Raw genomic sequence first — 22,799 nt, 5'->3', positions numbered from 1 at the left:
CTCACGGACAGGAAGCGGGGCGCGCCTCCCGCAAAACGGAAGGGCGCCCCGCAAAGTGGATCAGAGGCGCGGATCGACCGGTTCCGACTCCGCCGCCAGGATCGCGAAGACCAGCTCGTGCACCCGCCAGGAGGGCGCGCCCTCGGCCAGCCGGTCGAGCGCCGCGAGGCCCAGTCCGTGCTCACGCAGCGCCATGTTCCGCTTACGGCCCAGATTGCGCTGCCTCAGGCGGGTGAGCTGCTCGGGCCGGGTGTACTCCGGGCCGTAGATGATCCGCAGGTACTCCCGGCCACGGCACTTCACGCCGGGCTGGACCAGCCGGCCCTTGCCGTCCACGGCGGCGAGACCGGCGTACGGCTTCACCACCATGCCCTCGCCGCCGGCCCCGGTCAGCGTCAGCCACCACTCGGTCGCCTCCGCCTCGGCGGCCGGGTCGGCCAGGTCGACGACCATCCGGCGGGTCGGCGTGAACAGCTCCGGATCCGCGGCGACCAGACGGTCCGCGATCGCCAGCTGCCAGCCGTGATCCTTCCCGGCGTAGGAGACCCCGGCGCCGGCCAGCACCGCGAACGGCGCGAGCGTGACACCCCGCAGACCCTCGGTCGGTTTCACGTACGCCCGGTACGCCGCCGAGTAGCCCTGGATCTCCGAGGATCGCAGCTCGAGCCGGTCCCGCAGGGCCGCCACGTCCAGCCCGCGACCGGCGGTCCGGTCCAGCACATCCAGGGCAGCCGGCAGCGCGGCCCGCCCAGCCGCGCCCACCCCGGCGTAGTGCTCCCGGATCAGGCTGCCGGCCTTCGCCGACCAGGGCAGCAGCTCCGCGTCGAGGAGCAGCCACCCGGTCTGCAGCTCGGCCAGGATCGGCTCGATCGCGGCCCGGACCCGGGCGAGCAGAGGCTGGTCCATCTCCGGGCCGAAGAACGGCCGGCCGGTACGCGTCCAGATCGCGTCGCCCACGCCGGAGGCCGAGACCCGGACGACCGCGCGGGAGCCCATGTGCTTCTCCTCGCAGACCACCCGGTCGACCCCGGCCGCTCGCAGGTCGGCGAAGGCGGACGACGGGTGCTCCAGGTAGCCGTCGACGGTCGAGCTGGAGCACGGCGCCATCGTCGGCGGCAGCCAGACCAGGGTTTCCGGGTCGACGGCGAAACGGCCCATCACCTCCAGGGCGGCAGCGGCGTTCTCGGCGGGAACGGTGGTCCGCCCGTACCCGTAATCGAGGTGTTTGCGGCCGATGACGTCGGCGATGTCGAGACCGCGGTCGGGCTCCGGCGTCGTGGTGAAGAGCGGGCGGATCGGCGCGTAGTACTCCTTCGCGGCGGGGGTGTCGACGAGCTGGCGTTCCGGCCAGCGCAGCGCGGTCAGCGCGCCACCGAAGACGCAACCGGTGTCCAGGCAGATCGTGTTGTTGATCCACTCCGGGCGCGGCGTCGGCACGTGCCCGTAGACGACGGCCGCGGAGCCCCGGTACTCCTGCGCCCACGGGTAGCGCACGGGCAGACCGTACTCATCGGTCTCGCCGGTGGTCTCGCCGTAGAGGGCGAAGCTGCGCACCCGGCCGGACGCGCGCCCCTGGTACGCCTCCTTCAACCCGGCGTGCGCGACCACCAGCTTCCCGTCGTCGAGCACGTAGTGGCTGACCAGGCCGTCGATGAAGGCCCGCACCTCGGTGACGAACTCGGTCGGCTCGGCGTCGAGCTGCTCCAGCGTCTCCGGCAAACCATGGGTGAGCTGCACGTTGCGGCCGTTCAGTTTCCGGGCCAGCTTCTGCTCGTGGTTACCCGGCACGCAGATCGCGTGGCCGGCCGCGACCATGCCCATGACCAGCCGCAACACACCCGGTGAATCCGGCCCGCGATCGACCAGGTCACCGACGAAGGCCGCCTTGCGGCCCTCCGGATGTACGGCGTCTGCCGGGCGCCCCTGGTCGTCCCGGATCAACTCCCAGCCCAGCCGCGTGAGCAGCGTCTCCAACTCGGCACGGCAGCCGTGCACGTCACCGACGATGTCGAACGGGCCGTGCTCGTCACGACGATCGTTGAACAGCTTCTCGTAGCGGATCCCGGCGCTCTCGATCTCCTCCAGCCCGCGCAGCACGTGCACCTTGCGGAACCCCTCGCGGGTCAGCTGGCCGAGCGAGCGCCGCAGGTCACGCTGCATCCGGGTGAGGACCTGCCGGCCGAACGTCCGGTCCGGCCGGGCCTGGGTTCGCTCCCAGGCGACCGCCTCGGGCACGTCCAGGACGATCGCGACGGGCAGCACGTCGTGCTCGCGGGCCAGCTTGACCAGGGCGGCACGGCCGTGCGGCTGCAGGTTGGTGGCGTCCACCACGGTGAGCCGGCCGGCGGCCAGCCGCTTGCCCGCGATGTAGTGCAGCGCGTCGAAGGCGTCCGTGGACGCGGCCTGGTCGTTCTCGTCGTCGGCGATCAGGCCGCGGAAGAAGTCCGACGAGAGCACCTGGGTGGGCTTGAAGTGCTTGCGGGCGAACGTGGACTTGCCGGAGCCGGAGATGCCGACCAGCGCGACCAGGCTGAGCTCGGGAACGTCGATCATGCCGTCACCTCCGTACGGGTGAAGAGAGCGAGCTGGGTGGGGGCGCCGGTGGTCTCGTCCGGGTCGCCGACGCCGCGGATCGTCACCGTGTACCCGAACTGGGAGGCCACCCGGTCGGCCCAGGCGGCGAACTCGGCGCGGGTCCACTCGAAGCGATGGTCCGAGTGCCGCATCCCGGTCAGGCCCTCGTAGTGCACGTTGTACTCCACGTTCGGCGTGGTCACGACGACCGCACCGGGCCGGGCACGACCGAACACGCTCGCCTCCAGCGCCGGGAGCCGGGTCAGGTCGACGTGCTCGATCACCTCCATCAGCACTGCCGCGTCGTAACCGCTGAGCCGGTCGTCGTGGTAGGTCAGCGCGGTCTGGATCAGTTTGATCCGGCCCCGCTGGCGCTCCGGAAGCCGCTCCAGCCGGAGCCGTCGCTCGGCCTGCTCCAGCACCCGGGCGGAGACGTCGGCCCCGACGATCTCGGTGAACCGGCTCTCCTTGAGCAGGGCACCGAGCAGCGCGCCCGGGCCGCAGCCGAGATCGAGCACGCGGGTCGCGCCGACCTCGGCCAGCGCGGCGAGCACCGCGTCCCGGCGCTGGCCGGCGAGCGGCGCCTTGCGGGCCACCGGCAGCTCCGACTCCTCCTCGGTGACCGGCTGGTCGGCGTCGAGCAACTCCAGCGCGGTGGTCGCCAGCGACTTGCGGTGCGCCAGGTAACGCCGGGCGATCAGCACCTTCTCCGGATGGCCGGCGAGCCAGCCCGCGCCGGAGCGCAGCAGCTTCTCGATCTCGTCCGGCGCGACCCAGTAGTGCTTGCCGTCGTCGAGGACCGGGAGCAGCACATACAGATGATTGATCGCGTCGGCCAGCCGCAGCGTGCCCGTCAGGAGCAGATCGACGTAACGACTGTCGCCGCCGAGCTCCGGCTCCAGCGGGATCGGGGTGGCGGTCACCGCCCAGCCCAGCGGCGCGAACAGACGGGTGACCAGGTCGGCGCCGCCACGCAGCACCGGCACCCGGACCTCCAGCGGGATCGCCTGGGCGGCCAGCTCCGGACGATCCTTCGACGTGCCACGCTGGGCGCTGCGGAAGACCTTGGAGATGGCGCTCGCGAGCAGGCTGGACGCCGCATAGGGCCGATCGTTCACATACTGACTGAGCTCGAAGGCGTCGGCGCGGGCCCGCAGCTTGCGCGGGTCGACGTCGAGCAGCAGGGCGGCGGTGCAGCGCTCCTCCGTGGCCTCGGGGAACATGACGTACGCCGTACCGGTGGGCATGTCGAACTGATGGACCCTGTCGGGATGTTTGACCAGCAGGTATCCAAGATCGGTAGCGGGCCGGTGTGTCGTCGTCACGGTTAGCAGCACGCGTTGATGGTGGCAGCGCCGCGCCCCGAGTGCGATCGGAATTCTTCGACCTGTGGACAACCGGCGCACTGTTGTCGATGCTCGATCCCGCAGCGGGAGCGGAGGTGGCCGACAGCCGGTTCAGCGCGTTGCCACGCTATGGCGTCGACCAGGTGCGTGTTCCGGGCCGCGCGCCGGGCGCGGCCCGGAGCACGTCAGCGGTAATCGTCGTCGAACTCGACGATCCGGTTCTCCTCGGCGTCCCAGTCGCCGGCCTCCGCCGAGGCCGGCGCGACGGGCGTCTCCTCGGAGTCGCCGTCCTGCCAGGCAGGGACCGCGCTCACCGCCTGCTCGGCGGCGTCCACCTCGGGCGTCTCCAGATCGGATTCCTCCATCAGGCGCGTCATCCTCGGCTCCCCTCTCGTGTCGCCGGTTCCCGTCCCATGGTGCGCGTTTGCCCGCTCGGATGCCGCGCAAACCGGCACCGGCCCGGCGGCGAACAGCGTGGTGCCACGCAGAGCAACACTCGCGGGTGGCGATATGCCCCAGAACCACTGTTTTGGTCGGGGGAGGAGCGGCGGGCGCCGTGAATTTCGGGGCGATTTCCGCTACCGACCGCGACTGCGGAATACTGCTGCTGGAGGACAGCGCGGTCCTGCCCTCTGCTTCCCGTTTGAAAGAGCAAGGAGCGCACTGATGCCTATCGCTTCCCCCGAGGTCTACGCCGAGATGATCGATCGCGCCAAGGCCGGCGCGTTCGCCTACCCGGCGATCAACGTGACGTCTTCGCAGACGCTCAACGCGGCCCTCCAGGGCTTCGCGGAAGCCGGCAGCGACGGCATCGTGCAGATCTCCACCGGCGGCGCGGAGTACGCGTCCGGCCCGACGATCAAGAACATGATCACCGGCGCCGTCGCCCTGGCGGAGTATGCGACCGAGGTTGCCAAGAACTACCCGGTCAACATCGCGCTGCACACCGACCACTGCCCGAAGGACAAGCTGGACAAGTATGTCCGTCCGCTGATCGCGATCTCGCAGGAGCGCGTGAACAAGGGCCTGGCCCCGCTGTTCCAGTCGCACATGTGGGACGGTTCGGCCGTGCCGCTGGACGAGAACCTGGACATCGCCGAGGAGCTGCTGGCCGCCGCCGCGGCCGCGAAGATCATCCTCGAGATCGAGGTCGGCGTCGTCGGTGGCGAGGAGGACGGCGTCTCCGCCGCGATCGACGACAAGCTCTACTCGACCGTCGAGGACGGCCTGGCCACCGCCGCCAAGCTGGGCCTGGGCGAGCGGGGCCGCTACCTGACCGCGCTGACCTTCGGCAACGTGCACGGCGTCTACAAGCCGGGCAACGTCAAGCTCCGCCCGGAGATCCTCAAGGAGATCCAGGACGCGATCGGCGCGAAGTACGGCAAGGAGAAGCCGCTCGACCTGGTCTTCCACGGCGGCTCCGGCTCGCTGCTCTCGGAGATCCACGGCGCTCTGGACTTCGGTGTGGTGAAGATGAACATCGACACCGACACGCAGTACGCGTTCACCCGCCCGGTCGTCGACCACGTCATGAAGAACTACGACGGTGTGCTGAAGATCGACGGCGAGGTCGGCAACAAGAAGGCGTACGACCCCCGCGCCTGGGGCAAGCTGGCCGAGAACGGTCTGGCCAAGCGCGTCGTCGAGGCCTGCGAGCACCTGCGCTCGACCGGCACCTCGCTCGCCAAGTAAGTAGCGAACCACTCGCGAGAGTCAACGGCCGGTCCCCGTACGCGGGGATCGGCCGCTGTCGTCTTGCGTGGTTACACAACGACATGGGTACGATCGTGCGGTCTTGATCAAGGGGCGGTGATCGTGCTCGCTATCGAGGGCTGGAAACCCGAGTGGCATCACGATGCCGAGGCCCTCGCCGCCACGCATCGGCACATGTTCGTGCGGCTCATCGGACGTAAGTTGCGATCAAGCTGGCTGCTCTGGGATGTCGCGCAGCGTGGCTGGTTCGCCGACGGCCCGGTCATCCTCGACTTCGGTTCGAGTCGCGTGGAGATCACTCACCGTAAGTTCGACGAGTGCGCGATCACGTGGGACCAGATCGACATGGCGGTCCCGATCGACATGTACGAGCACTTCGACTGGCGCGCCGACCCGCACGCCGCGCTGCGCAACGCCCGGGGCCGTCCGCTGCGCGCCGTCAACATCATCGAGCGGACGACGCGGGCGGACTGGCGCCCCCGGGTGCTGCACGCGATCGAGTTCCTGTTCGACGGCGCCCGCCTCGCCGTCTACAACGCGATGGACGAGAACGGCCTCACCGACGTACCGGAGAAGGATCTTCCCGCGGCGCACTGGCGCCGGGTTCACATCGCCTGAGCGGCCGTCGGTTGCCGCCCGGCGTGAGCGGCAGCCGGTTGCCGGCGTGAGTGGCCGCCGGTTGCCGGCGTGAGTGGCCGCCGGTTGCCGTCGATGGAGGGGCAGTCAGTTGCCGCTGATCCCGCCGGCGTCACCGGAGTGCCGGGCGACGCCACCCTCGTATCCGGTCGGCGCCGGAGGGCGATAGCCGGGATCGCCACTGTTGCCGCGCCGCATGATCACAGCGCCGGCCGCCGCCGCGATGATCGCGACGGAGAAGATCACCACCAAAGTCACCATGTCCAGCCTCTTCCTTAGTTGCCGCCGCCGCTGTCGCCGCCGAACGAGCCGCCGCCGTCGCCCCACGAGGAACCGCCGTCACTCCAGGACGAGCCGCTGTCGTGGTGTCCGGAGTGGTGGGTCGAGCCCGAGTCGTGGTGCCGGTGATGGTTCCCGGAGTCGCCGACGTCCACCGGGAGGTAAGGCAGGTTGCTGCCGCCATACCCGGCGTCGGCGGAGCCCGGATGCCGCCGGCCGACGGGGCCACGCCGGCGCCGGAACCACCCGGTCAGGAACGACAGCAATGCGATGAGCAGGATACCCGCGAGGAGTAGCAGAACGATCGCCATGTCCGCAGTGTGCGCCCCGCTGCCAAGCCCTCCTGACCAGGCGTTACCGGGTCAGCGCGGCCGTGGCCTCGTCGATCGAGTCGGTGACCACGATCAGCCCGGACTGGTCACCGTGCGGCGAGCGGGCCAGCAGTGTCCCCAGCAGGTCGACCACGGGGAGTTTCGCCCAGTGCTCGGTACCGAGGAAGACGAACGCCCCGGACGGCCCGTCGGTCTGGTAGAACGTCTTCGTCGCGGCCTGGAACACCTCCTGCACGGTGCCGGCCCACCCGGGCGCGAAGACGATCCCGCCGCGGGACAGCCGCAGGATCGAGTCCTCGCGGACGGCGTTGGAGAAGTACTTGCCGATCTGCCCGGCGAACAGGTTGGCCGGCTCGTGGCCGTAGAGCCAGGTCGGCAGCGCCAGCCCGCCGAAGCGGAGCCGGTCGGCCAGGTCGACCGCCGGCAGCGGGTAACGCGCCCGGACGCCCAGCGCGGCCGCGGTGTACGGGTCGTGGTCCCGGAAATCCGGTGCGGCCGCCAGCATGTCGATCGCCGCGGCCAGGTCCCGTTCCGAGCGGGAGGCGAAGTAGGCCCCGAGGTTGGCCGCCTCCATCACGCCGGGGCCGCCACCGGTCACGATCAGCCGCCCGCTCGTGGCCAGCCGCCGGGCCAGTGTCGCGGCCATCCGGAACGGCTCGGAGCCGCGCGGCTCGGCGTGCCCGCCCATGATCCCGACCGCGTCCGCAGTGCCGTGCGCCGTCGCCCACGCGGCCAGCGCCTTGCCGAGGGCGTTGTCGATGCCGGCGTCGTGCAGCCGCTGGGCGACCGCCTCCCGCACGTCCGGGACCGCACCGCCGCGCTCGACGAAGTGCCGGTAGACGACCGTGTCGTACATCCCGGCGAAGCCGCCCTCGTCGAACCCGGCCGCCAGGTCCTCCGGGGTGTAGAGCAGCGCCGGATGGGTCGGGTACGGCAACGTGCGGAACGGCGGGACCACGTGCGCGCCCCGGCGGATCAGGTCGATCTCGACTTCCGGCGTGCCGAACCGGCACCCGACGAACAGGGTGTCGCGCACGTCGACGGGCGTGAGATCGGGCGGGTTTCGGTCCAGCCGAAGACCGAGAACGATCAGCCCGGCCAGGGTGTTCTTGACGAGATGGGTGTCGAGCTCTTCGCGAGACTCGATCTCGAACGCGGTCGCGTCGAACGGCATGTCGCCGCCGAGCACCGGTTGCAGGGGATCCGGCATGACCTACATGGTGCTCCCGCCCGGCGAGGGCCGGACGCACACCCCGGCCGTTGACGCGCGGGACACAAGGCGTAGCGCGACCGGGGCTGCGGCGGGGTCCTGGAGCGCGCTCGGGACCTCGCGCCTCGCACTCGGCCGGGCTACGCGACACCGCCTAGAGTTGCACCATGCGTGCTGCGTCGGGATCGATGTTCGGGTTGGCCTATGGCGATGCGCTGGGCAAGCCCACCGAGTTCATGGAGTACCCGGCGATCGTCTCCCGATACGGCCCGGGCGGCCCCCGGCAGCTGCACGGCGAGCCGGCCCTGGTCACCGACGACACCCAGATGGCGCTGGCGGTCGGTGAGGCACTTCTCGAGGTGCGGAACCCGGACGCGGCGCGGCTCGAGCCGGTGCTCCGTCGCAGGTTCCTGGCGTGGGCCTACAGCCCGGAGAACGACCGCGCGCCCGGCATGACGTGTCTGCGCGCGTGCGGTGCGCTGGCCGAGGGCGGGCCGTGGACCGAGGCGACCCAGGCCGGCTCGAAGGGCTGCGGGGCGAACATGCGGGTCACCCCGGTCGGCCTGGTCCCCGGGCTGACCGATGATCAGCGGGCCGGCGTCGCGCAGTTGCAGGCCGGCATGACGCACGGGCATCCGACCGGTCTCGCGGCGAGCGAGTTGACGGCGTACGCGGTGCATTGGCTTCGCGGCGGCCTCGCGCCGGCGGACCTGCTCGCCGCCCTCCGCGACCGCTGTGACGAGCAGCGCAAGATCTATCGGGGTGAATGGCTCGGCGAGCTCTGGCGGCGTCAGCCGATGACCGACTCGCCGGAGGCGTTCATCGCCAGGGGCTGGGACGAGTGCGCGGCCGCGCTGGACAAGGTCGCCGCCGGTCTCGCCGCCGGACGTTTCGAGGGTGACCCGTGCCTGGTCACCGGCGCCGGCTGGATCGCCGAGGAAGCGCTGGCCAGCGCCCTCTACTGCTACCTGATCTCACCGGACGAGCCGGTCACGGTGCTCGGCCGGGCCGCGGCCTCCTCCGGCGACTCGGACTCGATCGCCTGCCTGGCCGGCGCGTTCGCGGGTGCCGCGCTCGGGCTGGGCGCCTGGCCGGCGGGCTGGCAGACCCAGATCGAGTATGCGGACCGCCTGGTGAAGCTGGGCACCGCCTGGGACTGAGACCGGGAGATCGGCGCCGGCTCGGACTGAAACAATGGCTGTCATGCAGAACCTTCTTCCCGAGCCGCCGGCCACCCGACTCCCGGCCGACGCCACCGCCGACCAGGCTCTGGCCGACGCCGCGAGCACCGGCACCGACGAGGCGTTCAAGGCGGTCGCGGCCAAGTTCCCGGCCTACAGCGCGGTCTGGGCGCCGCTGGCCGCGGGCGCCCTCGCCGCCGGCGAGCCGGTGACCGCTTATGCCTATGCCCGCACGGGTTACCACCGTGGCCTGGACGCCCTGCGCCGCAACGGGTGGAAGGGCCACGGCCCGGTGCCCTGGGCGCACGAGGCGAACCAGGGCTTCCTCCGCTGCCTGTACGTGCTGTCGCAGGCCGCCGCCGCGATCGGTGAGGCCGACGAGGCCGCTCGCTGTGCCCAGTTCCTGCGGGACAGCGACCCGGCCGCCGCCGACGCCCTCAGCTGACCCCTCAGCCGACCGGGGTCTGTGCGTAAACCGCCCAGGCTCCGGCCTCGGTCCACCAGGACCGCTTGCGGGTGGTCGACCCGGCCACCCCGTCGTCGAGGAACTGCAACTCGCCCTCGCGCGGCAGGACCGACACGGCCCGTCCGCTCGCACGGCGCACCTCGATGCGTACGCGCGTGGTCTTCTTGAACCGCTGCTTGACCACGACCGGGACCGCGACAGCGACCTCGACCCGGCCGTCAGCCAGGTTTCCCTCGGAGAGCAGCCGGAGCCCGTCGAACTCGGCGTAACCACCACCGTTGCCGACGACGCAGGCCAGGATCGGCTCCTCGCCCTCGCTGAGCACGTGATCGTCCACCTCGACCCGACCGCGCCACGGCACGGCCGCACCGTTGTCGTCGGCGCCGCCGAGCAGCGCACCGTCCAGCGTCACCGACCCGCCGTCGTTGCGCAGCAGGTCCAGGCGTTTCACCGAGCCGGCCAGCACCGCCTGCGCCACCTCGGCCGGCGTGCGGGGCAGACCGAGTTGCGCGGCCAGGTCCACCGCGTTGGCAGGGTCCAGCGGCAGGATCGCCAGCGCTGGCAGATCCGGAACCGTCCGGGTCGCCTCCAGATCGGCGGGGCGCTTGCTGGGCGACGGCGCCCAGCGGCGAACCATCCGGCGCATGACCGCCCGCAGCTGCGCGTCGGTGGCCGTCGCGACCACCAGACGCAGGTCGTCCCGCGTGCCGGGCCAGGTCAGCGCGTCGGCACGCTCCGGCCCGTCGAACCGGGCCAGCACCTCGTCGATCTCCTGATCCGAACCGGCCAGCACGGTGTCCACCTGCGCGCCGCCCGCACGCAGAGCGTCCGCGCAGGCCAGCACCGGTGTCCGCGGGGTGGCGCAGGCCGAGCCACAGCCTCCGCAGCCGGACCCGCACGAGTCGCCCGACCCCTCGGCCAGGCTGAGGATGACGACGTCCATGCCTCAGCCGCCCAGCACCGAGTGCCGCTCGATGACCGCCTCGCGGCCCGGGCCGACACCGACGATGGAGATCCGCGCGCCGACCCGGGCCTCGACGAACTCGACGAACGCCTGCGCCTCGACGGGCAGATCCTCGAACTTGCGGCAGCCGGAGATGTCCTGCTTCCAGCCGGGCAGCGTCTCGTAGATCGGCTTGGCGTGGTGGAAATCGGTCTGGTTGATCGGCATCTCGTCGTGACGGACGCCGTTCACGTCATAGGCCACGCAGACCGGGATCTCGTCCAGGCCGTCGTAGTTGTCCAGCTTGGTCATCGCGAAGTCGGTGACCCCGTTGATCCGCTGCGCGTAGCGGCCGATCACCAGGTCCAGCCAGCCGATGCGGCGCGGGCGGCCGGTGGTCGTCCCATACTCGTGGCCGACCTCGCGCAGGTAGTCGCCCCACTTGTCGTGCAGCTCGGTCGGGAACGGACCCTCGCCGACGCGGCTGGTGAACGCCTTGAGCACCGCCACGACCCGGTCGATCCGCGTCGGCGGGATGCCGGAGCCGGTGCAGGCCCCGCCGGCCGTCGCGTTCGAGCTGGTCACGAACGGGTAGGTGCCGTGGTCGACGTCGAGCAGCGTGGCCTGGCCGGCCTCGCAGAGCACGACCTTCTCGTTGTCGAGCGCCTGGGACAGCTCTAGAGCGGTGTCCGCCACGTAGGGCCGGAGCCGGTCGACGTAGGAGAGCAGCTCCTGCACGACCTCCTCGACCTTGACCGCGCTGCGGTTGTAGATCTTCGACAGCACCTGGTTCTTGAAGAGCAGGGCCGCGGTCACCTTCTGCCGCAGGATCGACTCGTCGAAGAGGTCCTGCACGCGGATGCCGACCCGGTTCATCTTGTCGGCGTAGGTCGGGCCGATGCCGCGCCCGGTGGTGCCGATCCGGCGGGAACCCAGGAACCGTTCCGAGACCTTGTCCAGCGAGCGGTTGTACGACGCGATGACGTGCGCGTTCGCACTGATCCGCAGCCGGGACGTGTCGATGCCGCGGGCCTCCAGGCCGTCGATCTCCTGGAACAGCACGTTCAGGTCGACGACGACGCCGTTGCCGATCACCGGAATGACGTTCGAGGAGAGGATCCCGCTCGGGAGGAGGTGGAGTGCGTACTTCTCGCCGTCGATGACGACGGTGTGGCCCGCATTGTTGCCACCGTTGAACTTGACCACGTAGTCGAGCCGGTCACCCAGCAGGTCCGTGGCTTTGCCCTTGCCCTCGTCGCCCCACTGGGCGCCGATCAACACGATCACCGGCACTTTTAGGTATGCCTTTCCCCAAGGTGTACCTGGAGGAGCCCGGGTACTGCCGAAGTTTACGCGAACTAGGATGAGCAGTCGTGCGCGTACTTCTGATCGGCTCCGGTGGGCGCGAGCACGCGCTTGCCGTCGGCCTTGCTGCCGACCCGTCCGTCGAGTTCCTGGCCGCCGCGCCGGGCAACCCCGGAATAGCCCAGGTGGCGGAGCTGCATCCGGTGACCGCCACCGATCCCGCAGCGGTCGCCGCCCTCGCCGTCGAGCTGAGCGCCGACCTGGTCGTGATCGGCCCGGAGGCGCCGCTGGTGGCGGGGGTGGCCGACGCGGTGCGCGCCAAGGGCATCGCCTGTTTCGGCCCGTCCGCCGCGGCCGCGCAGTTGGAGGGCTCCAAGGCGTTCGCCAACGAGGTCATGGACGCGGCCGGCGTTCCGACCGCGCGCTCGTTCGCGTGTGAGTCGGCAGCCGAGGTCGCCTCGGCCCTGGACGAGTTCGGCGCCCCCTATGTCGTGAAGAATGACGGCCTGGCCGCGGGCAAGGGCGTGGTGGTCACGAACGACCGAGAGGTCGCGATCAAGCACGCCGGGGAGTGCGGCAAGGTCGTCATCGAGGAGTTCCTCCCCGGCCCCGAGGTGTCGCTCTTCGTGGTCACCGACGGCACCGCGGTCGCGCCGCTGATGCCGGCGCAGGACTTCAAGCGTCTCGAGGACAACGACGAGGGCCCGAACACGGGCGGCATGGGCGCCTACGCCCCGCTCGACTGGGCGCCGGCCGACCTGACCGAGCGGGTGCTGCGCGAGACCGTCGAGCCGACCCTCGCCGAGATGCGCCGCCGTGGCACCCCGTTCGCCGGCCTGCTCTACGTCGGTCTCGCCCTCACGCCCGACGGCCCCAAGGTCATCGAGTTCAACGCGCGGTTCGGTGACCCCGAGACGCAGGTCGTGCTCGCGCTGCTGGCCACGCCGCTGGCCGGGCTGCTCAAGGCCGCCGCGACCGGCACGCTCGCCGAGCACCCTCCGCTGCGCTGGCACGACGGTGCCGCGATCACGATCGTCATCGCCAGCCACAACTACCCGGGCACGCCGCGCACCGGCGACGTGATCACCGGCGCCGAGGTCCCGGGCGTGATCCACGCCGGCACCGCGCGCAACTCCGCGGGCGAGCTGATCTCCGCCGGCGGCCGCGTCCTCAGCGTCACCGCGACCGGTTCTGATCTCGCGTCCGCACGCGAGGCCGCCTACACGCTCGTGCGGGGGGTCTCCCTGCCGGGCGCCCAGTTCCGCACCGACATCGCGCTGCGCGCGCTCAACCAGGAGATCAAGATCTAAGGCCCGCTTCGGTACGTAGTTCTCGGCGCCCGCTCCCAGGCGACGCGCCGACTGCCTGTGCGTGCCCGCGCGACCTCCGCATCTGGTCCCGGCCCCAGCGCGCGTCACCGTCCCGGCTGGTTCTCATGGTCGTTATCCGGCCCGGATAACGACCATGAGAACCAGCCGGAAACCCGGAGGCGCGCTGCGGGCCCGGCCGTCCGCCACGTCGCGCGGGCACGCAGGGGCAGTCGGCGCGTCGCCTGCGGACGGGCGCCGACAACCTCGTACGAGAAAAGGGTGTGCGGCCTGGCGCGGAGAACCGCGACCGAACCGCACACCCTTCGCCGAAGCGGACCTGATCAGGCCTTGGGGATGTCGAAGAGCTTCGCGATGCTGGCGGCCAGCGCCAGGTCGCCCTTCGCCTTGATCTTGCCGGTCATGAACAGCATCATCGGGTTGCCGTCGCCCGCGACGACCTTGAGGAACGTGACCGCGTCCATGGTCATCGCCAGCTTCGGCTCACGGACCGGCGTCGTGGTGACGGTGCACTGACCGTTCTCGATCACGGTCTCGTAGGTGTTGGAGGCGCCGTTCGGCCCCGTGATGATCCAGTGGATGACGGCCTGCGCGTCGCCGGCCTTCTCCGCGCGGAACAGCGACGGCATCCGGTTGAAGACCTCGTCGAGGATCTTCGTCCGCGAGTCCGACGCCATGACTTCAGCGATCTTGGAGTCCGGGGTGGACTTGACGAGCTGAGCGAACTCCTTCGGGCCGATCGAGGAGAGCGACTCGGGGCTGAATTCAGTCATCAGTGGACCTTTCGGAATGAACGTCGAACCTACTCGCCGGTAACCTTAGCGAGAATGCCGCCTTTTCGTGCAGTCTGCCACTCTCCAACAACTGTTGGACGGTCGACCCGGCCGGCCATAGACTCCCCAACATGTCTTTGGCGGAGGATGCCGGGGCGGGCGGCCAGGCGGCGTTGCGCGCCCTCGCGCACCCGGTCCGATTGAGGATGTTGTCCCTGCTCAGCGGCGCTGAGCTGACCGCCGCGGAAATCGCCCGGGAGCTCGGGATCACCCATGCCAACGCCAGCTATCACCTGCGGAACCTGCTCGCCGGCGGCGTGATCACCGCGGGCCCCGAGGAGAAGATCCGCGGCGGGCTGGCGAAGAGATATCGCTACGTGACGACGAAGGACTCCGTGCCGGAGCAAGCCGGATTCGAGGTGTGGGTGGACCCTGCGACCTGGCAGGACGTCCGGGAGCGGATCGCCGCCGCGCTGCGCGACCTGCACGACGCCGCGCGCCCACCCGGCGAGCCCGGAACGATCCGCGCGAGCGCCACGGTCGCCCTCTTCGACGCGGAAGCCGGATGACGCGCGCGTTCCGCCTGCTCGTGGCCGGGAGGGCGGTGGACGCGTTCGGCAACGCCTCCACCGCGTGCGGGCGTGCTGGGCGAACTGCGCACCGGCTGGTCCGAGTTCCGCTCGCACACCTGGCTCTGGGTCGTGGTGGTCGCCGCCTGCGTGACGAATCTCGCCTGGGCGGGCGCCACGCACGTGCTCGCGCCGGCGCTCGCCGACGTCACCATCGGCCGGCAGTCCTGGGGGCTGGTGCTCGCGGCCCAGACGGCCGGCATGATCACCGGCGGCTTGCTCGCCATGCGGCTGCGGGTGCGGCGCTTCCTGCGGTACGGCGCCCTCGCGCTCTTCACGATGGCGGGCCCGCTGATCATTCTCGGTCTCACCCCGCGGCTGATCCCGCTGGCCTGTGCCGCTTTCCTGGCCGGCGTCGGGCTGGAGCAGTTCAGCGTGGCCTGGGAGACGACGATGCAGGAGCACATCCCGGCCGACCGGCTGGCCCGCGTCTACTCGTACGACATGGTCGGTTCGTTCATCGCCGTCCCGATCGGTGAGATGGCGGTCGGGCCGATCGCGGACCGGTTCGGCCTGCAGCCCACCCTGCTCGGCACCGCGGCCGTCCTGGTGGCCGGTCTTGTCGGAATGTTGAGCAGCTCGGACGTCCGCACCCTGCGTCACCGGCTGCCGAGGGCGGAGCCGGGGCACATGGAAGAATCGGTGCCGTGACCATCCCGAACGTGCTTGCCACCCGTTACGCCTCCGCTGAACTCGTCACTCTCTGGTCGCCGGAGGAGAAGATCCGGATGGAGCGCCGGCTGTGGCTGGCGGTCCTGAAGGCCCAGCGTGACCTCGGCGTCTCGGTTCCCGAGGGCGCCGTCGAGGCGTACGAGTCGGTGCTCGACCAGGTCGACCTGGCCTCCATCGCGGCCCGCGAGCGGGTCACCCGGCACGACGTCAAGGCGCGCATCGAGGAGTTCTCCGAGCTTGCCGGCTTCGAGCAGATCCACAAGGGAATGACCTCCCGCGACCTCACCGAGAACGTCGAGCAGTTGCAGGTCCGGGCGTCGCTGGAGCTGATCCGGGCGCGCGTCGTCGCGACCCTGGCCCGGCTCGCGGCGCTCGCGGTCGAGCACTCCGACCTGGTGCTGACCGGCCGTTCGCACAACGTCGCGGCGCAGGCGACGACGCTGGGCAAGCGTTTCGCCTCGGCGGCCGAGGAGCTGCTCATCGCGTACGAGCGTCTGGACGACCTGATCGGCCGGTACCCGTTGCGGGGCATCAAGGGCCCGGTCGGCACCGCCGCGGACCAGCTCGACCTGCTCGACGGCGACGCGGAGAAACTGGCGTCGCTGGAGGCCAAGGTCGCCGAGCACCTCGGCTTCAACCGGGTGCTGAACAGCGTCGGCCAGGTCTACCCGCGCTCGATCGACTTCGACGTGGTGTCCGCCCTGGCCCAGATCGTCGCGGGCCCGTCCTCGCTGGCCACCACGATCCGCCTGATGGTCGGGCAGGAGCTGGTCACCGAGGGCTTCAAGCCGGGCCAGGTCGGCTCGTCGGCGATGCCGCACAAGATGAACACGCGCTCGTCCGAGCGGGTCAACGGCTTGGCCGTGATCGTCCGGGGTTACCTGTCGATGGTCGGCGAGCTGGCCGGTGACCAGTGGAACGAGGGTGACGTCTCCTGCTCGGTGGTGCGCCGGGTGGCCCTGCCGGACGCGTTCTTCGCCACCGACGGTCTGTTCCAGACGTTCCTCACGGTGCTCGACGAGTTCGGGGCGTACCCGGCCGTGATCGCCCGTGAGCTGGATCGCTTCCTGCCGTTCCTGACCACCACCAAGCTGCTCGTCGCGGCGGTCCGCAAGGGCGTCGGCCGGGAGGTCGCGCACGAGGTGATCAAGGAGCACGCGGTCGCCGTGGCGCTGGCCATGCGGGAGAAGGGCGTGGCCGTCAACGACCTGTTCGACCGGCTCGCCGAGGACGGGCGGCTGCGGCTGACCCGGGCCGAGATCGACACTCTCGTCGCCGACCGGGCCGCCTTCGTGGGTGCCGCGCCGGCTCAGGTGCGCGCGGTTGCCGAGCGTGTCGCCGAGGTTGTGGAGCGTCACCCGTCGGCCGCCGGTTACACCCCCGCTCCCATCCTTTGAACTGGCCGAACAGTTGACCAGGTAGTCTCCTTCATGCTTACACCTATCAGTCAGGAGTGCCCGTGGCTCGCGTCGTGGTCGACGTCATGCTCAAGCCGGAGATCCTGGATCCGCAGGGTCAGGCAGTGGCGAATGCGCTGCCTCGGCTCGGCGTCAACGATGTCTCCTCAGTTCGCATCGGCCGTCGGATCGAGATCGAATTCGATGGCGAACCCGACCTCGATCGGGCTCGTGAGATCGCCGACAAGCTGCTCGCCAACCCGGTGATCGAGGACTACACGGTCCGGGTCGCCGACGCGGCGGAGGTTGCCTGACCATGCGGATCGGTGTGGTCACCTTCCCCGGATCATTGGACGACGGGGACGCCGCCCGCGCCGCCCGGCTTGCCGGCGCCGAGGCGGTTCGTCTCTGGCACGGCGACCCGGATCTGCACGGGGTCGACGCCGTGGTCCTGCCCGGCGGCTTCTCGTACGGCGACTATCTGCGCTGCGGCGCCATCGCGCGATTCGCTCCGGTCATGGAGTCGATCATCGACGCGGCCCGTGGCGGCCTGCCCGTGCTGGGCATCTGCAACGGTTTCCAGGTCCTCTGCGAGGCGCACCTGCTGCCCGGCGCGCTGACCCGGAACCAGCACCTGCACTTCCGTAACCGGGACCAGTGGCTCAAGGTCGAGGCGACGAACACCGCCTGGACCAACGGCTTCACGCCCGGCCAGGAAATCCTGATCCCGGTGAAGAACGGCGAGGGTTGCTACGTCGCCGACCCGGCCACCCTCGACAGGCTCGAAGCCGAGGGCCGGGTGATCGCGCGTTACATCAACGGCAACCCGAACGGCTCGCAGCGTGACATCGCCGGAATCACCAACGAGGCCGGCAACGTCGTCGGCATCATGCCGCACCCGGAACACGCCGTGGAGGCGCTGACCGGCCCGTCGCTCGACGGCCTCGGCTTCTTCACCTCCGTCCTGCGGGCCCTGGCGGGGTCGTCCGCGGCCGGCTCGCAAGCAGGGGGACAGCAGTGACGCAGCAACAGACTGGGCCGGCTATCTCGGAGACCGCCTTCGCCGCGACCGACGTCCTGGCCGAGGGCTTCGCCGACAGTCCGGACACGGTGCAGCGGGCCGAGCAGTCCTCCGACGACCTCCAGCCGTACGCGGATCTCGGTCTCAAGGACGACGAGTACGCGAAGATCAAGGACATCCTCGGCCGGCGGCCGACCGCGTCCGAGCTCGCGATGTACTCGATCATGTGGAGTGAGCACTGCTCGTACAAGTCGAGCAAGGTGCACCTGCGCGAGTTCGTCGCCAAGGTTCCGAAGAACACCCGGATGCTGGCCGGCATCGGCGAGAACGCGGGCGTCGTCCAGGTCTCCGACGACCTCGCGGTGACGTTCAAGGTCGAGTCGCACAACCACCCCAGCTACGTGGAGCCCTACCAGGGCGCGGCCACCGGCATCGGCGGCATCGTGCGCGACATCCTGGCGATGGGCGCACGCCCGATCGCGGTGATGGACCCGCTGCGCTTCGGCGCCCACGACCACCCGGACACCGCCCGCGTGCTGCCCGGCGTGGTCGCCGGCATCGGGGGTTACGGCAACTGCCTGGGTCTGCCCAACATCGGCGGCGAGATCGTCTTCGACCCGTGCTACCAGGGCAACCCGCTGGTCAACGCCCTGTCGATCGGTGTCCTACCGGTCGAGCGGCTGCAGAAGAAGGAGGCGACCGGCACCGGCAACATCGTCGTCCTCCTCGGCGCCCGCACCGGCCGTGACGGCATCGGCGGCGTCTCCGTGCTGGCGTCGGCCACCTTCGACGAGGAGGCCGAGCAGCGCCGCCCGTCGGTGCAGGTCGGCGACCCCTTCATGGAGAAGCTGCTGATCGAGAGCTGCCTGGAGCTGTACGACGCCGGCCTGGTCACCGGCATCCAGGACCTCGGCGGCGCCGGCCTGACCTGCGCGCTCACCGAAACCGCCGCGGCGGCCGGCACCGGCATGCGGGTCTGGCTGGAGCGGGTCCCGCTGCGCGAGGCCTCGATGTCGCCGACCGAGATCCTGGCCAGCGAGTCCCAGGAGCGCATGCTCCTGATCGTCACGCCGGAGAACCTGGCCGCGGTCCTCAAGGTCGCCGAGAAGTGGGGCGTCTGGGCCACCGCGATCGGTGAGGTCACCCCGCGTGCCGAGGACGGCACGCCCGGTCGCCTGCTGATCACGTGGAACGACCACGTCGTGGTGGACGTGCCGCCCGGCTCGCTCGCCGACGACGGGCCGGTCTACGAGCGTCCGCTGCGGGAGCCGTCCGACCTGATCCTGTTGCAGGCCGACCGGGCGGAGACCCTGCCGCGCCCGTCGACCGGTGACGAGCTGCGCGAGACCGTGCTGCGGATGGCCGCCTCGCCGAACCTGTGCGACAAGACCTGGGTGACCGAGCAGTACGACCGGTACGTGCTCGGCAACACCGTGCTGGCCCAGCCGGAGGACTCCGGCGTGCTGCGGCTCGACGAGCAGACGAACCTCGGCGTGGCGCTGTCGGTCGACGGCAACGGGCGGTTCGCGCGGCTCGACCCGTACGAGGGTGCCAAGCTCGCGCTGGCCGAGGCGTACCGGAACGTCGCCGTCACCGGCGCCCAGCCGATCGCCGTGACCGACTGCCTGAACTTCGGCTCGCCCGAGGACCCGGCCGTGATGTGGCAGTTCGCCCAGGCCGTGCAGGGTCTGGCGGACGGCTGCCAGCAGCTGGGCACCCCGGTGACCGGCGGCAACGTCAGCTTCTACAACCAGACCGGCGCCGCGGCGATCCACCCGACCCCGGTGGTCGGCGTGATGGGTCTGTTCGACGACGTCACCCGGCGCGTCCCGATGGGCTTCAAGTCCGCCGGCGAGTCGCTCTACCTGCTCGGCGAGACCCGCGAGGAGCTGTCCGGCTCCGAGTGGGCCTGGGTGACCCACGGCCACCTCGGCGGCCGTCCGCCCAAGGTCGACCTGGCGGCCGAGCAGACCCTCGGCAAGCTGATGGAGCGCGTCTCGCAGACCGGCCTGGTCAGTGCGGCGCACGACCTTTCCGACGGTGGCCTGGCGCAGGTCCTGGTGGAGAGCTGCCTGCGCTACGGGACGGGCGCCTCGGTGACCATCGAGTCCGCCTTCGTCCAGCTGTTCAGCGAGTCGGCGGGGCGCGCCCTGGTGTCCGTGCCGCAGGGCCACGAGCAGGCGTTCGTGGCGCTGGCGGCCGAGCTGGGCGTCCCGTGCGCCCGGATCGGGGTCACCACCGAGGCGGCGACGCTCGAGGTGACCGGCCAGTTCTCGATCCCGCTGGACGAGCTGCGGACTGCCTGGTCGGAGACCCTGCCGAAGCTGTTCGGCGGGCCGTCCTTCGCCGGGCTGCCCACCGAGGAGCCGGCCGCCGAGGCCGCTCCGGCTCCGGTTGCTGCCGCTCCGGCTCCGGCCGGCGAGGCCGAGGTGCCCCAGATCCGGTCGGTGACGCTGGAGCTGATCGAGCCGAAGGCTCAGGAGCCTGACCTGCCGTAAGCGCTACGAGCCGGCCCGGGGATCCATTCCCCGGGCCGGCCCATGAAGAAGGGCCCCGCGCGATGCGCGGGGCCCTTCTCGTTGGCTCAGATCACTCTTCCCATTCGCGGTTGCGCCGCGCAGGGTCGGGGTGCTGCTGCCCATAGGCCCCGCCGCGCGGGTCGTAGCCGGCCTGCTGGTTGCCGTAGCCGCCCTGCTGCTGCTGCTCGTAACCGGGCTGCTGCTGACCGCCGTATGCCGCGCCGTGCTGGTCGTAGCCGGCCGGCTGGTCGTAACCCGGGGCACCGTAGCCGCCCTGGTCGTAACCGGCGGGCTGCTGCTGGCCGCCGTACGCCGCGCCGTGCTGGTCGTAACCGGCCTGCTGGTCGTAGCCCTGGGTGCCGTAGCCGCCCTGGTCGTAACCGGCCTGCTGGTTGCCGTAGGCGCCCTGCTGCTGGTCGTAGCCCTGGGCGCCGTAGCCACCCTGGTCGTAGCCGCCGTAGCCAGCCTGCTCGTCATACCCGCCGTTGTCCGGCTGGTACATGCTGGTGTGCTCGTCGTAGCGCTGCTGGCCCTGGCCCGCCTGCTGACCCTGGTCGTAGCCGCCGGTCGCGGCGCCGTACCCGTTGTCCTGAGCGCCGTAGACGCTGGTCGCGCCGCCGGCCGGGGTTTCCCACTGGCTGTTGTTGCCCGTGCCGAGGAAGCCGCCCTGCGGGGGCATCGGAGCACCGTAGGGGTCGGGGAACTCGTCCTCGACCGGCGGGCGGTGGATCATCGTGGGCGCGTCGCTCAGGCCACCGGCCATGCCGCCGCCCATGCCGCCCATCCCGGCGCCCGCGACCATCGTCGCGTCGTTGCGGCCGGCGCCGACCGGCGCGGCCACCCGGGTGGGGTCGGCACCGCCGAACTGGCCGGGGCCGGTGGGGCTGCCGCTCGGGCCGCCGCCGAAGCCGCCGCTGCCCGGCGAGTCATCGTTCTTCGCGGCGTTCTTCCGGCGCATCCAGACCAGGACCATCGCGCCGACACCACCGGCGACGAGCAGGCCGCCCATCACGATCAGCAGCCAGGAGCTGCCGCCGTCGTCAGAGGTGTTCGTCGTGGCCGCCTGCGTGTTTCCGGGGTTGGCCGGCGCTTCGTCGGTCGCCTCGTCAGTGGCCTCGTCGGTCGCCTCGGAGCTGGGCGGGGCGCTGGTCGCCGTGCTCGGCGAGGGCGACGCGCTCGCTACGGCGAGGGACTTCAACACCAGCGACACGCTCACGCTCTTGCCGGCCGTGCCGGTGGTGGTGACCAGGGTGGACTTGTAACCGTCCAGCTTCGCACCGACGGTGATCTTGCCGGCGGCGATCGGCGCCGCGTCCGACGACGTGAAGGCGAAACCACCGTCGCCGCCAGAGGTCGTCGGGTACGAGTGGCCCTGGCTGTCTTGGATGCCGACCTGCGCGCCCGGGACGGCTTTGCCCTCGCCGTCCTTGACCTTGCCGGAGACCTGCCGCACGGTCTTCGGAGCCTCCGCGCCCTTGACCGTGATGGTCTTGGAGTCGGCCGGGTTTCCGTTGATCGAGAGCGTGATCGTGGCCTGCGCCTTCAGCCCGGTGCCGACAGCCGGCATCCGGATCTGCGCGGAGAAGTCGCCGCCGTCCTCCGTGCCGGGCGGGACCGTGTTGGTGCCGCACTGCACGCAGACCGCGCCGCCACCAGCGCTGACCTTGATGGTGATCGGCTGGCCCGGGGGAGTGTCGGTGGCGCCCGCGGGGTTACTAGCCGTGTATGAAACGGTTACAGTAGCCCCAGGGTCAGCCTGCTGTGGCGCGTCCGTGAACTTGGCAGAGGGGTCGGCTGCCAGGGCAGCCGTCTGAACGCCGGCCACCATGCCGACGACCAGCGCCAGGAACGCACCGGCCTGGGCAGCCCGGCCACGTAGGTGCGTTGTCACATCCACCGCCTTCCGTGTCGCGTGGTCTGCGGTTACTTCCCCGGCAGATCTCTCGCGACTTGTACGCCGTCGGCAACTATGCCTTGTCGCATGCCTTTTGCGCGACCCAGGGCGGTGTGCCGTTGTCGGTAAACCGCGTCGTATCGTCCCGACATGTCGTCTGCGCACAATAAATCCGACTCGGTGGCCGCGGCGCTGGACGCGCTGGACCGAGGGGACGAACCTGACCGGACGGTGCTGCGTGACGCGGTCCGGGCACTGCTGACCGAGTTGTCCCGCCGAGCGCCTGGCCGTTCGGTGGAGGTACGAATTCCACCTTTCGGTGCGATTCAGTGCGTCCCCGGTCCCCGGCACACCCGCGGCACACCGCCCAATGTGGTCGAGACGGATCCGATGACCTGGCTGCTCGTGGCCACCGGCCGCCTGGAGTGGGCGCAAGCGGTCCGGGACGGGCGCCTGCGGGCCAGCGGGATCCGCACCGATCTGAGCGAGTACCTGCCGCTGACCCCGGAATGAGCCCGGGCCGGGTGTCTCCGGGCTCGCGTACACTGGGCGATCGGAGCGAGCGGAGTTCGGGCAGACCA

21 protein-coding genes and 1 pseudogene are annotated in these 22,799 nt (G+C 70.8%); 12 read left to right on the top strand and 10 right to left on the bottom strand.

The genetic code is table 11. The annotated features are described in order from the left end of the window. Positions 1–60: 60 nt before the first annotated feature. The 3 genes from Acy02nite_RS33615 to Acy02nite_RS33605 form a co-directional block, all read right to left on the bottom strand. A complete protein-coding gene (locus Acy02nite_RS33615) occupies positions 61–2,553 on the bottom strand; it encodes a polynucleotide kinase-phosphatase (protein ID WP_203749993.1) in 2,493 nt (830 codons plus the stop codon). Further along, entirely contained in the window at positions 2,550–3,911 is a 1,362-nt protein-coding gene (locus Acy02nite_RS33610) for a 3' terminal RNA ribose 2'-O-methyltransferase Hen1 (protein WP_203749975.1), read from the bottom strand. The genes Acy02nite_RS33615 and Acy02nite_RS33610 overlap by 4 nt, the downstream gene beginning before the upstream one ends. 194 nt (positions 3,912–4,105) lie before the next feature. Continuing rightward, positions 4,106–4,297: a hypothetical protein gene (locus Acy02nite_RS33605; protein WP_203749972.1), complete on the bottom strand. Its 192-nt coding sequence runs from the start codon at positions 4,295–4,297 to the stop codon at positions 4,106–4,108. A 289-nt stretch (positions 4,298–4,586) separates the two neighbouring features. Here Acy02nite_RS33605 and fbaA point away from each other — a divergent pair, with 289 nt between their 5' ends. Together fbaA and Acy02nite_RS33595 are read left to right on the top strand one after the other, a co-directional pair. Beyond that, complete coding sequence (gene fbaA, locus Acy02nite_RS33600) at positions 4,587–5,612, top strand: class II fructose-bisphosphate aldolase (RefSeq protein WP_203749958.1); 1,026 nt, start codon at positions 4,587–4,589, stop codon at positions 5,610–5,612. A gap of 117 nt (positions 5,613–5,729) precedes the next feature. Beyond that, complete coding sequence (locus Acy02nite_RS33595; protein ID WP_239175448.1) at positions 5,730–6,251, top strand: hypothetical protein; 522 nt, start codon at positions 5,730–5,732, stop codon at positions 6,249–6,251. 105 nt (positions 6,252–6,356) lie between these two features. On the opposite strand, the gene Acy02nite_RS33590 is transcribed toward Acy02nite_RS33595, so the two are convergent. Genes Acy02nite_RS33590 through Acy02nite_RS33580 form a run of 3 tightly spaced genes read right to left on the bottom strand, consistent with a single transcriptional unit; the run spans position 6,357 to position 8,090 of the window. Beyond that, positions 6,357–6,530, bottom strand: coding sequence for a hypothetical protein (locus Acy02nite_RS33590; RefSeq protein ID WP_203749942.1), 174 nt, complete (start codon positions 6,528–6,530; stop codon positions 6,357–6,359). Positions 6,531–6,544: 14 nt separating this feature from the next. Further along, a complete protein-coding gene (locus Acy02nite_RS33585) occupies positions 6,545–6,859 on the bottom strand; it encodes a hypothetical protein (RefSeq protein ID WP_203749939.1) in 315 nt (104 codons plus the stop codon). A 43-nt stretch (positions 6,860–6,902) separates the two neighbouring features. Beyond that, positions 6,903–8,090, bottom strand: a complete 1,188-nt coding sequence (locus Acy02nite_RS33580) for an LOG family protein (RefSeq protein WP_203749936.1) — start codon at positions 8,088–8,090, stop codon at positions 6,903–6,905. Positions 8,091–8,257: 167 nt separating this feature from the next. On the opposite strand from Acy02nite_RS33580, the gene Acy02nite_RS33575 reads away from it, so the two are divergent. Next, positions 8,258–9,250 carry an ADP-ribosylglycohydrolase family protein gene (locus tag Acy02nite_RS33575; protein ID WP_203749934.1) on the top strand — a complete coding sequence of 331 codons (993 nt, stop codon included), beginning with the start codon at positions 8,258–8,260 and terminating at the stop codon, positions 9,248–9,250. Positions 9,251–9,293: 43 nt separating this feature from the next. Then, positions 9,294–9,716, top strand: coding sequence for a DUF3151 domain-containing protein (locus Acy02nite_RS33570; RefSeq protein WP_203749930.1), 423 nt, complete (start codon positions 9,294–9,296; stop codon positions 9,714–9,716). Positions 9,717–9,720: 4 nt separating this feature from the next. On the opposite strand, the gene Acy02nite_RS33565 is transcribed toward Acy02nite_RS33570, so the two are convergent. Beyond that, complete coding sequence (locus Acy02nite_RS33565) at positions 9,721–10,680, bottom strand: diacylglycerol kinase family protein (RefSeq protein WP_203749927.1); 960 nt, start codon at positions 10,678–10,680, stop codon at positions 9,721–9,723. Positions 10,681–10,683: 3 nt separating this feature from the next. Further along, positions 10,684–11,973 (bottom strand): adenylosuccinate synthase, encoded by a 1,290-nt coding sequence (locus Acy02nite_RS33560; RefSeq protein ID WP_203749924.1) that lies wholly within the window; start codon positions 11,971–11,973, stop codon positions 10,684–10,686. Positions 11,974–12,053: 80 nt separating this feature from the next. On the opposite strand from Acy02nite_RS33560, the gene purD reads away from it, so the two are divergent. Then, complete coding sequence (purD, locus tag Acy02nite_RS33555) at positions 12,054–13,295, top strand: phosphoribosylamine--glycine ligase (protein WP_203749921.1); 1,242 nt, start codon at positions 12,054–12,056, stop codon at positions 13,293–13,295. Between the two features lie 341 nt (positions 13,296–13,636). On the opposite strand, the gene Acy02nite_RS33550 is transcribed toward purD, so the two are convergent. After that, the gene (locus tag Acy02nite_RS33550) at positions 13,637–14,086 is read right to left on the bottom strand and encodes an SCP2 sterol-binding domain-containing protein (RefSeq protein WP_203749919.1); all 450 of its coding nucleotides are present in this window, start codon (positions 14,084–14,086) and stop codon (positions 13,637–13,639) included. A gap of 131 nt (positions 14,087–14,217) precedes the next feature. Here Acy02nite_RS33550 and Acy02nite_RS33545 point away from each other — a divergent pair, with 131 nt between their 5' ends. The 6 genes and pseudogenes from Acy02nite_RS33545 (at position 14,218) to purL (ending at position 20,303) form a co-directional block, all read left to right on the top strand. After that, positions 14,218–14,655, top strand: a complete 438-nt coding sequence (locus tag Acy02nite_RS33545) for a helix-turn-helix domain-containing protein (RefSeq protein WP_203749916.1) — start codon at positions 14,218–14,220, stop codon at positions 14,653–14,655. 48 nt (positions 14,656–14,703) lie between these two features. Beyond that, positions 14,704–15,366 (top strand): annotated as a pseudogene (locus Acy02nite_RS33540) (MFS transporter); the annotation flags it as partial. Beyond that, complete coding sequence (gene purB / locus Acy02nite_RS33535; protein WP_203749910.1) at positions 15,363–16,784, top strand: adenylosuccinate lyase; 1,422 nt, start codon at positions 15,363–15,365, stop codon at positions 16,782–16,784. The pseudogene Acy02nite_RS33540 and the gene purB, both read left to right, overlap by 4 nt. A gap of 62 nt (positions 16,785–16,846) precedes the next feature. Continuing rightward, a complete protein-coding gene (gene purS, locus Acy02nite_RS33530) occupies positions 16,847–17,098 on the top strand; it encodes a phosphoribosylformylglycinamidine synthase subunit PurS (protein ID WP_203749896.1) in 252 nt (83 codons plus the stop codon). Beyond that, complete coding sequence (gene purQ / locus Acy02nite_RS33525; protein ID WP_203750022.1) at positions 17,095–17,805, top strand: phosphoribosylformylglycinamidine synthase subunit PurQ; 711 nt, start codon at positions 17,095–17,097, stop codon at positions 17,803–17,805. The genes purS and purQ overlap by 4 nt, the downstream gene beginning before the upstream one ends. A 23-nt stretch (positions 17,806–17,828) precedes the next feature. Then, positions 17,829–20,303 carry a phosphoribosylformylglycinamidine synthase subunit PurL gene (gene purL, locus Acy02nite_RS33520; RefSeq protein ID WP_425548066.1) on the top strand — a complete coding sequence of 825 codons (2,475 nt, stop codon included), beginning with the start codon at positions 17,829–17,831 and terminating at the stop codon, positions 20,301–20,303. 91 nt (positions 20,304–20,394) lie between these two features. On the opposite strand, the gene Acy02nite_RS33515 is transcribed toward purL, so the two are convergent. Further along, positions 20,395–22,215: a carboxypeptidase-like regulatory domain-containing protein gene (locus Acy02nite_RS33515; protein WP_203749878.1), complete on the bottom strand. Its 1,821-nt coding sequence runs from the start codon at positions 22,213–22,215 to the stop codon at positions 20,395–20,397. A gap of 153 nt (positions 22,216–22,368) precedes the next feature. Here Acy02nite_RS33515 and Acy02nite_RS33510 point away from each other — a divergent pair, with 153 nt between their 5' ends. Next, positions 22,369–22,731: a sterol carrier family protein gene (locus tag Acy02nite_RS33510; RefSeq protein WP_203749875.1), complete on the top strand. Its 363-nt coding sequence runs from the start codon at positions 22,369–22,371 to the stop codon at positions 22,729–22,731. Positions 22,732–22,799: the final 68 nt, after the last annotated feature.

Source organism: Actinoplanes cyaneus (assembly GCF_016862095.1).
Classification (GTDB): domain Bacteria; phylum Actinomycetota; class Actinomycetes; order Mycobacteriales; family Micromonosporaceae; genus Actinoplanes; species Actinoplanes cyaneus.
The sequence above is the reverse complement of the archived record's forward strand: the minus strand, read 5'-3'. Positions and strand labels throughout refer to the sequence as shown.

Coding starts and splice junctions, on each gene's coding strand:
- Acy02nite_RS33565 (WP_203749927.1), bottom strand. CDS start 10,680: ATGGACGTCGTCATCCTCAGCCTGGCCGAGGGGTCGGGCGACTCGTGC.
- Acy02nite_RS33590 (WP_203749942.1), bottom strand. CDS start 6,530: ATGGTGACTTTGGTGGTGATCTTCTCCGTCGCGATCATCGCGGCGGCG.
- Acy02nite_RS33510 (WP_203749875.1), top strand. CDS start 22,369: ATGTCGTCTGCGCACAATAAATCCGACTCGGTGGCCGCGGCGCTGGAC.
- Acy02nite_RS33585 (WP_203749939.1), bottom strand. CDS start 6,859: ATGGCGATCGTTCTGCTACTCCTCGCGGGTATCCTGCTCATCGCATTG.
- Acy02nite_RS33575 (WP_203749934.1), top strand. CDS start 8,258: ATGCGTGCTGCGTCGGGATCGATGTTCGGGTTGGCCTATGGCGATGCG.
- Acy02nite_RS33615 (WP_203749993.1), bottom strand. CDS start 2,553: ATGATCGACGTTCCCGAGCTCAGCCTGGTCGCGCTGGTCGGCATCTCC.
- Acy02nite_RS33550 (WP_203749919.1), bottom strand. CDS start 14,086: ATGACTGAATTCAGCCCCGAGTCGCTCTCCTCGATCGGCCCGAAGGAG.
- Acy02nite_RS33605 (WP_203749972.1), bottom strand. CDS start 4,297: ATGACGCGCCTGATGGAGGAATCCGATCTGGAGACGCCCGAGGTGGAC.
- Acy02nite_RS33580 (WP_203749936.1), bottom strand. CDS start 8,090: ATGCCGGATCCCCTGCAACCGGTGCTCGGCGGCGACATGCCGTTCGAC.
- Acy02nite_RS33545 (WP_203749916.1), top strand. CDS start 14,218: ATGTCTTTGGCGGAGGATGCCGGGGCGGGCGGCCAGGCGGCGTTGCGC.
- fbaA (WP_203749958.1), top strand. CDS start 4,587: ATGCCTATCGCTTCCCCCGAGGTCTACGCCGAGATGATCGATCGCGCC.
- Acy02nite_RS33570 (WP_203749930.1), top strand. CDS start 9,294: ATGCAGAACCTTCTTCCCGAGCCGCCGGCCACCCGACTCCCGGCCGAC.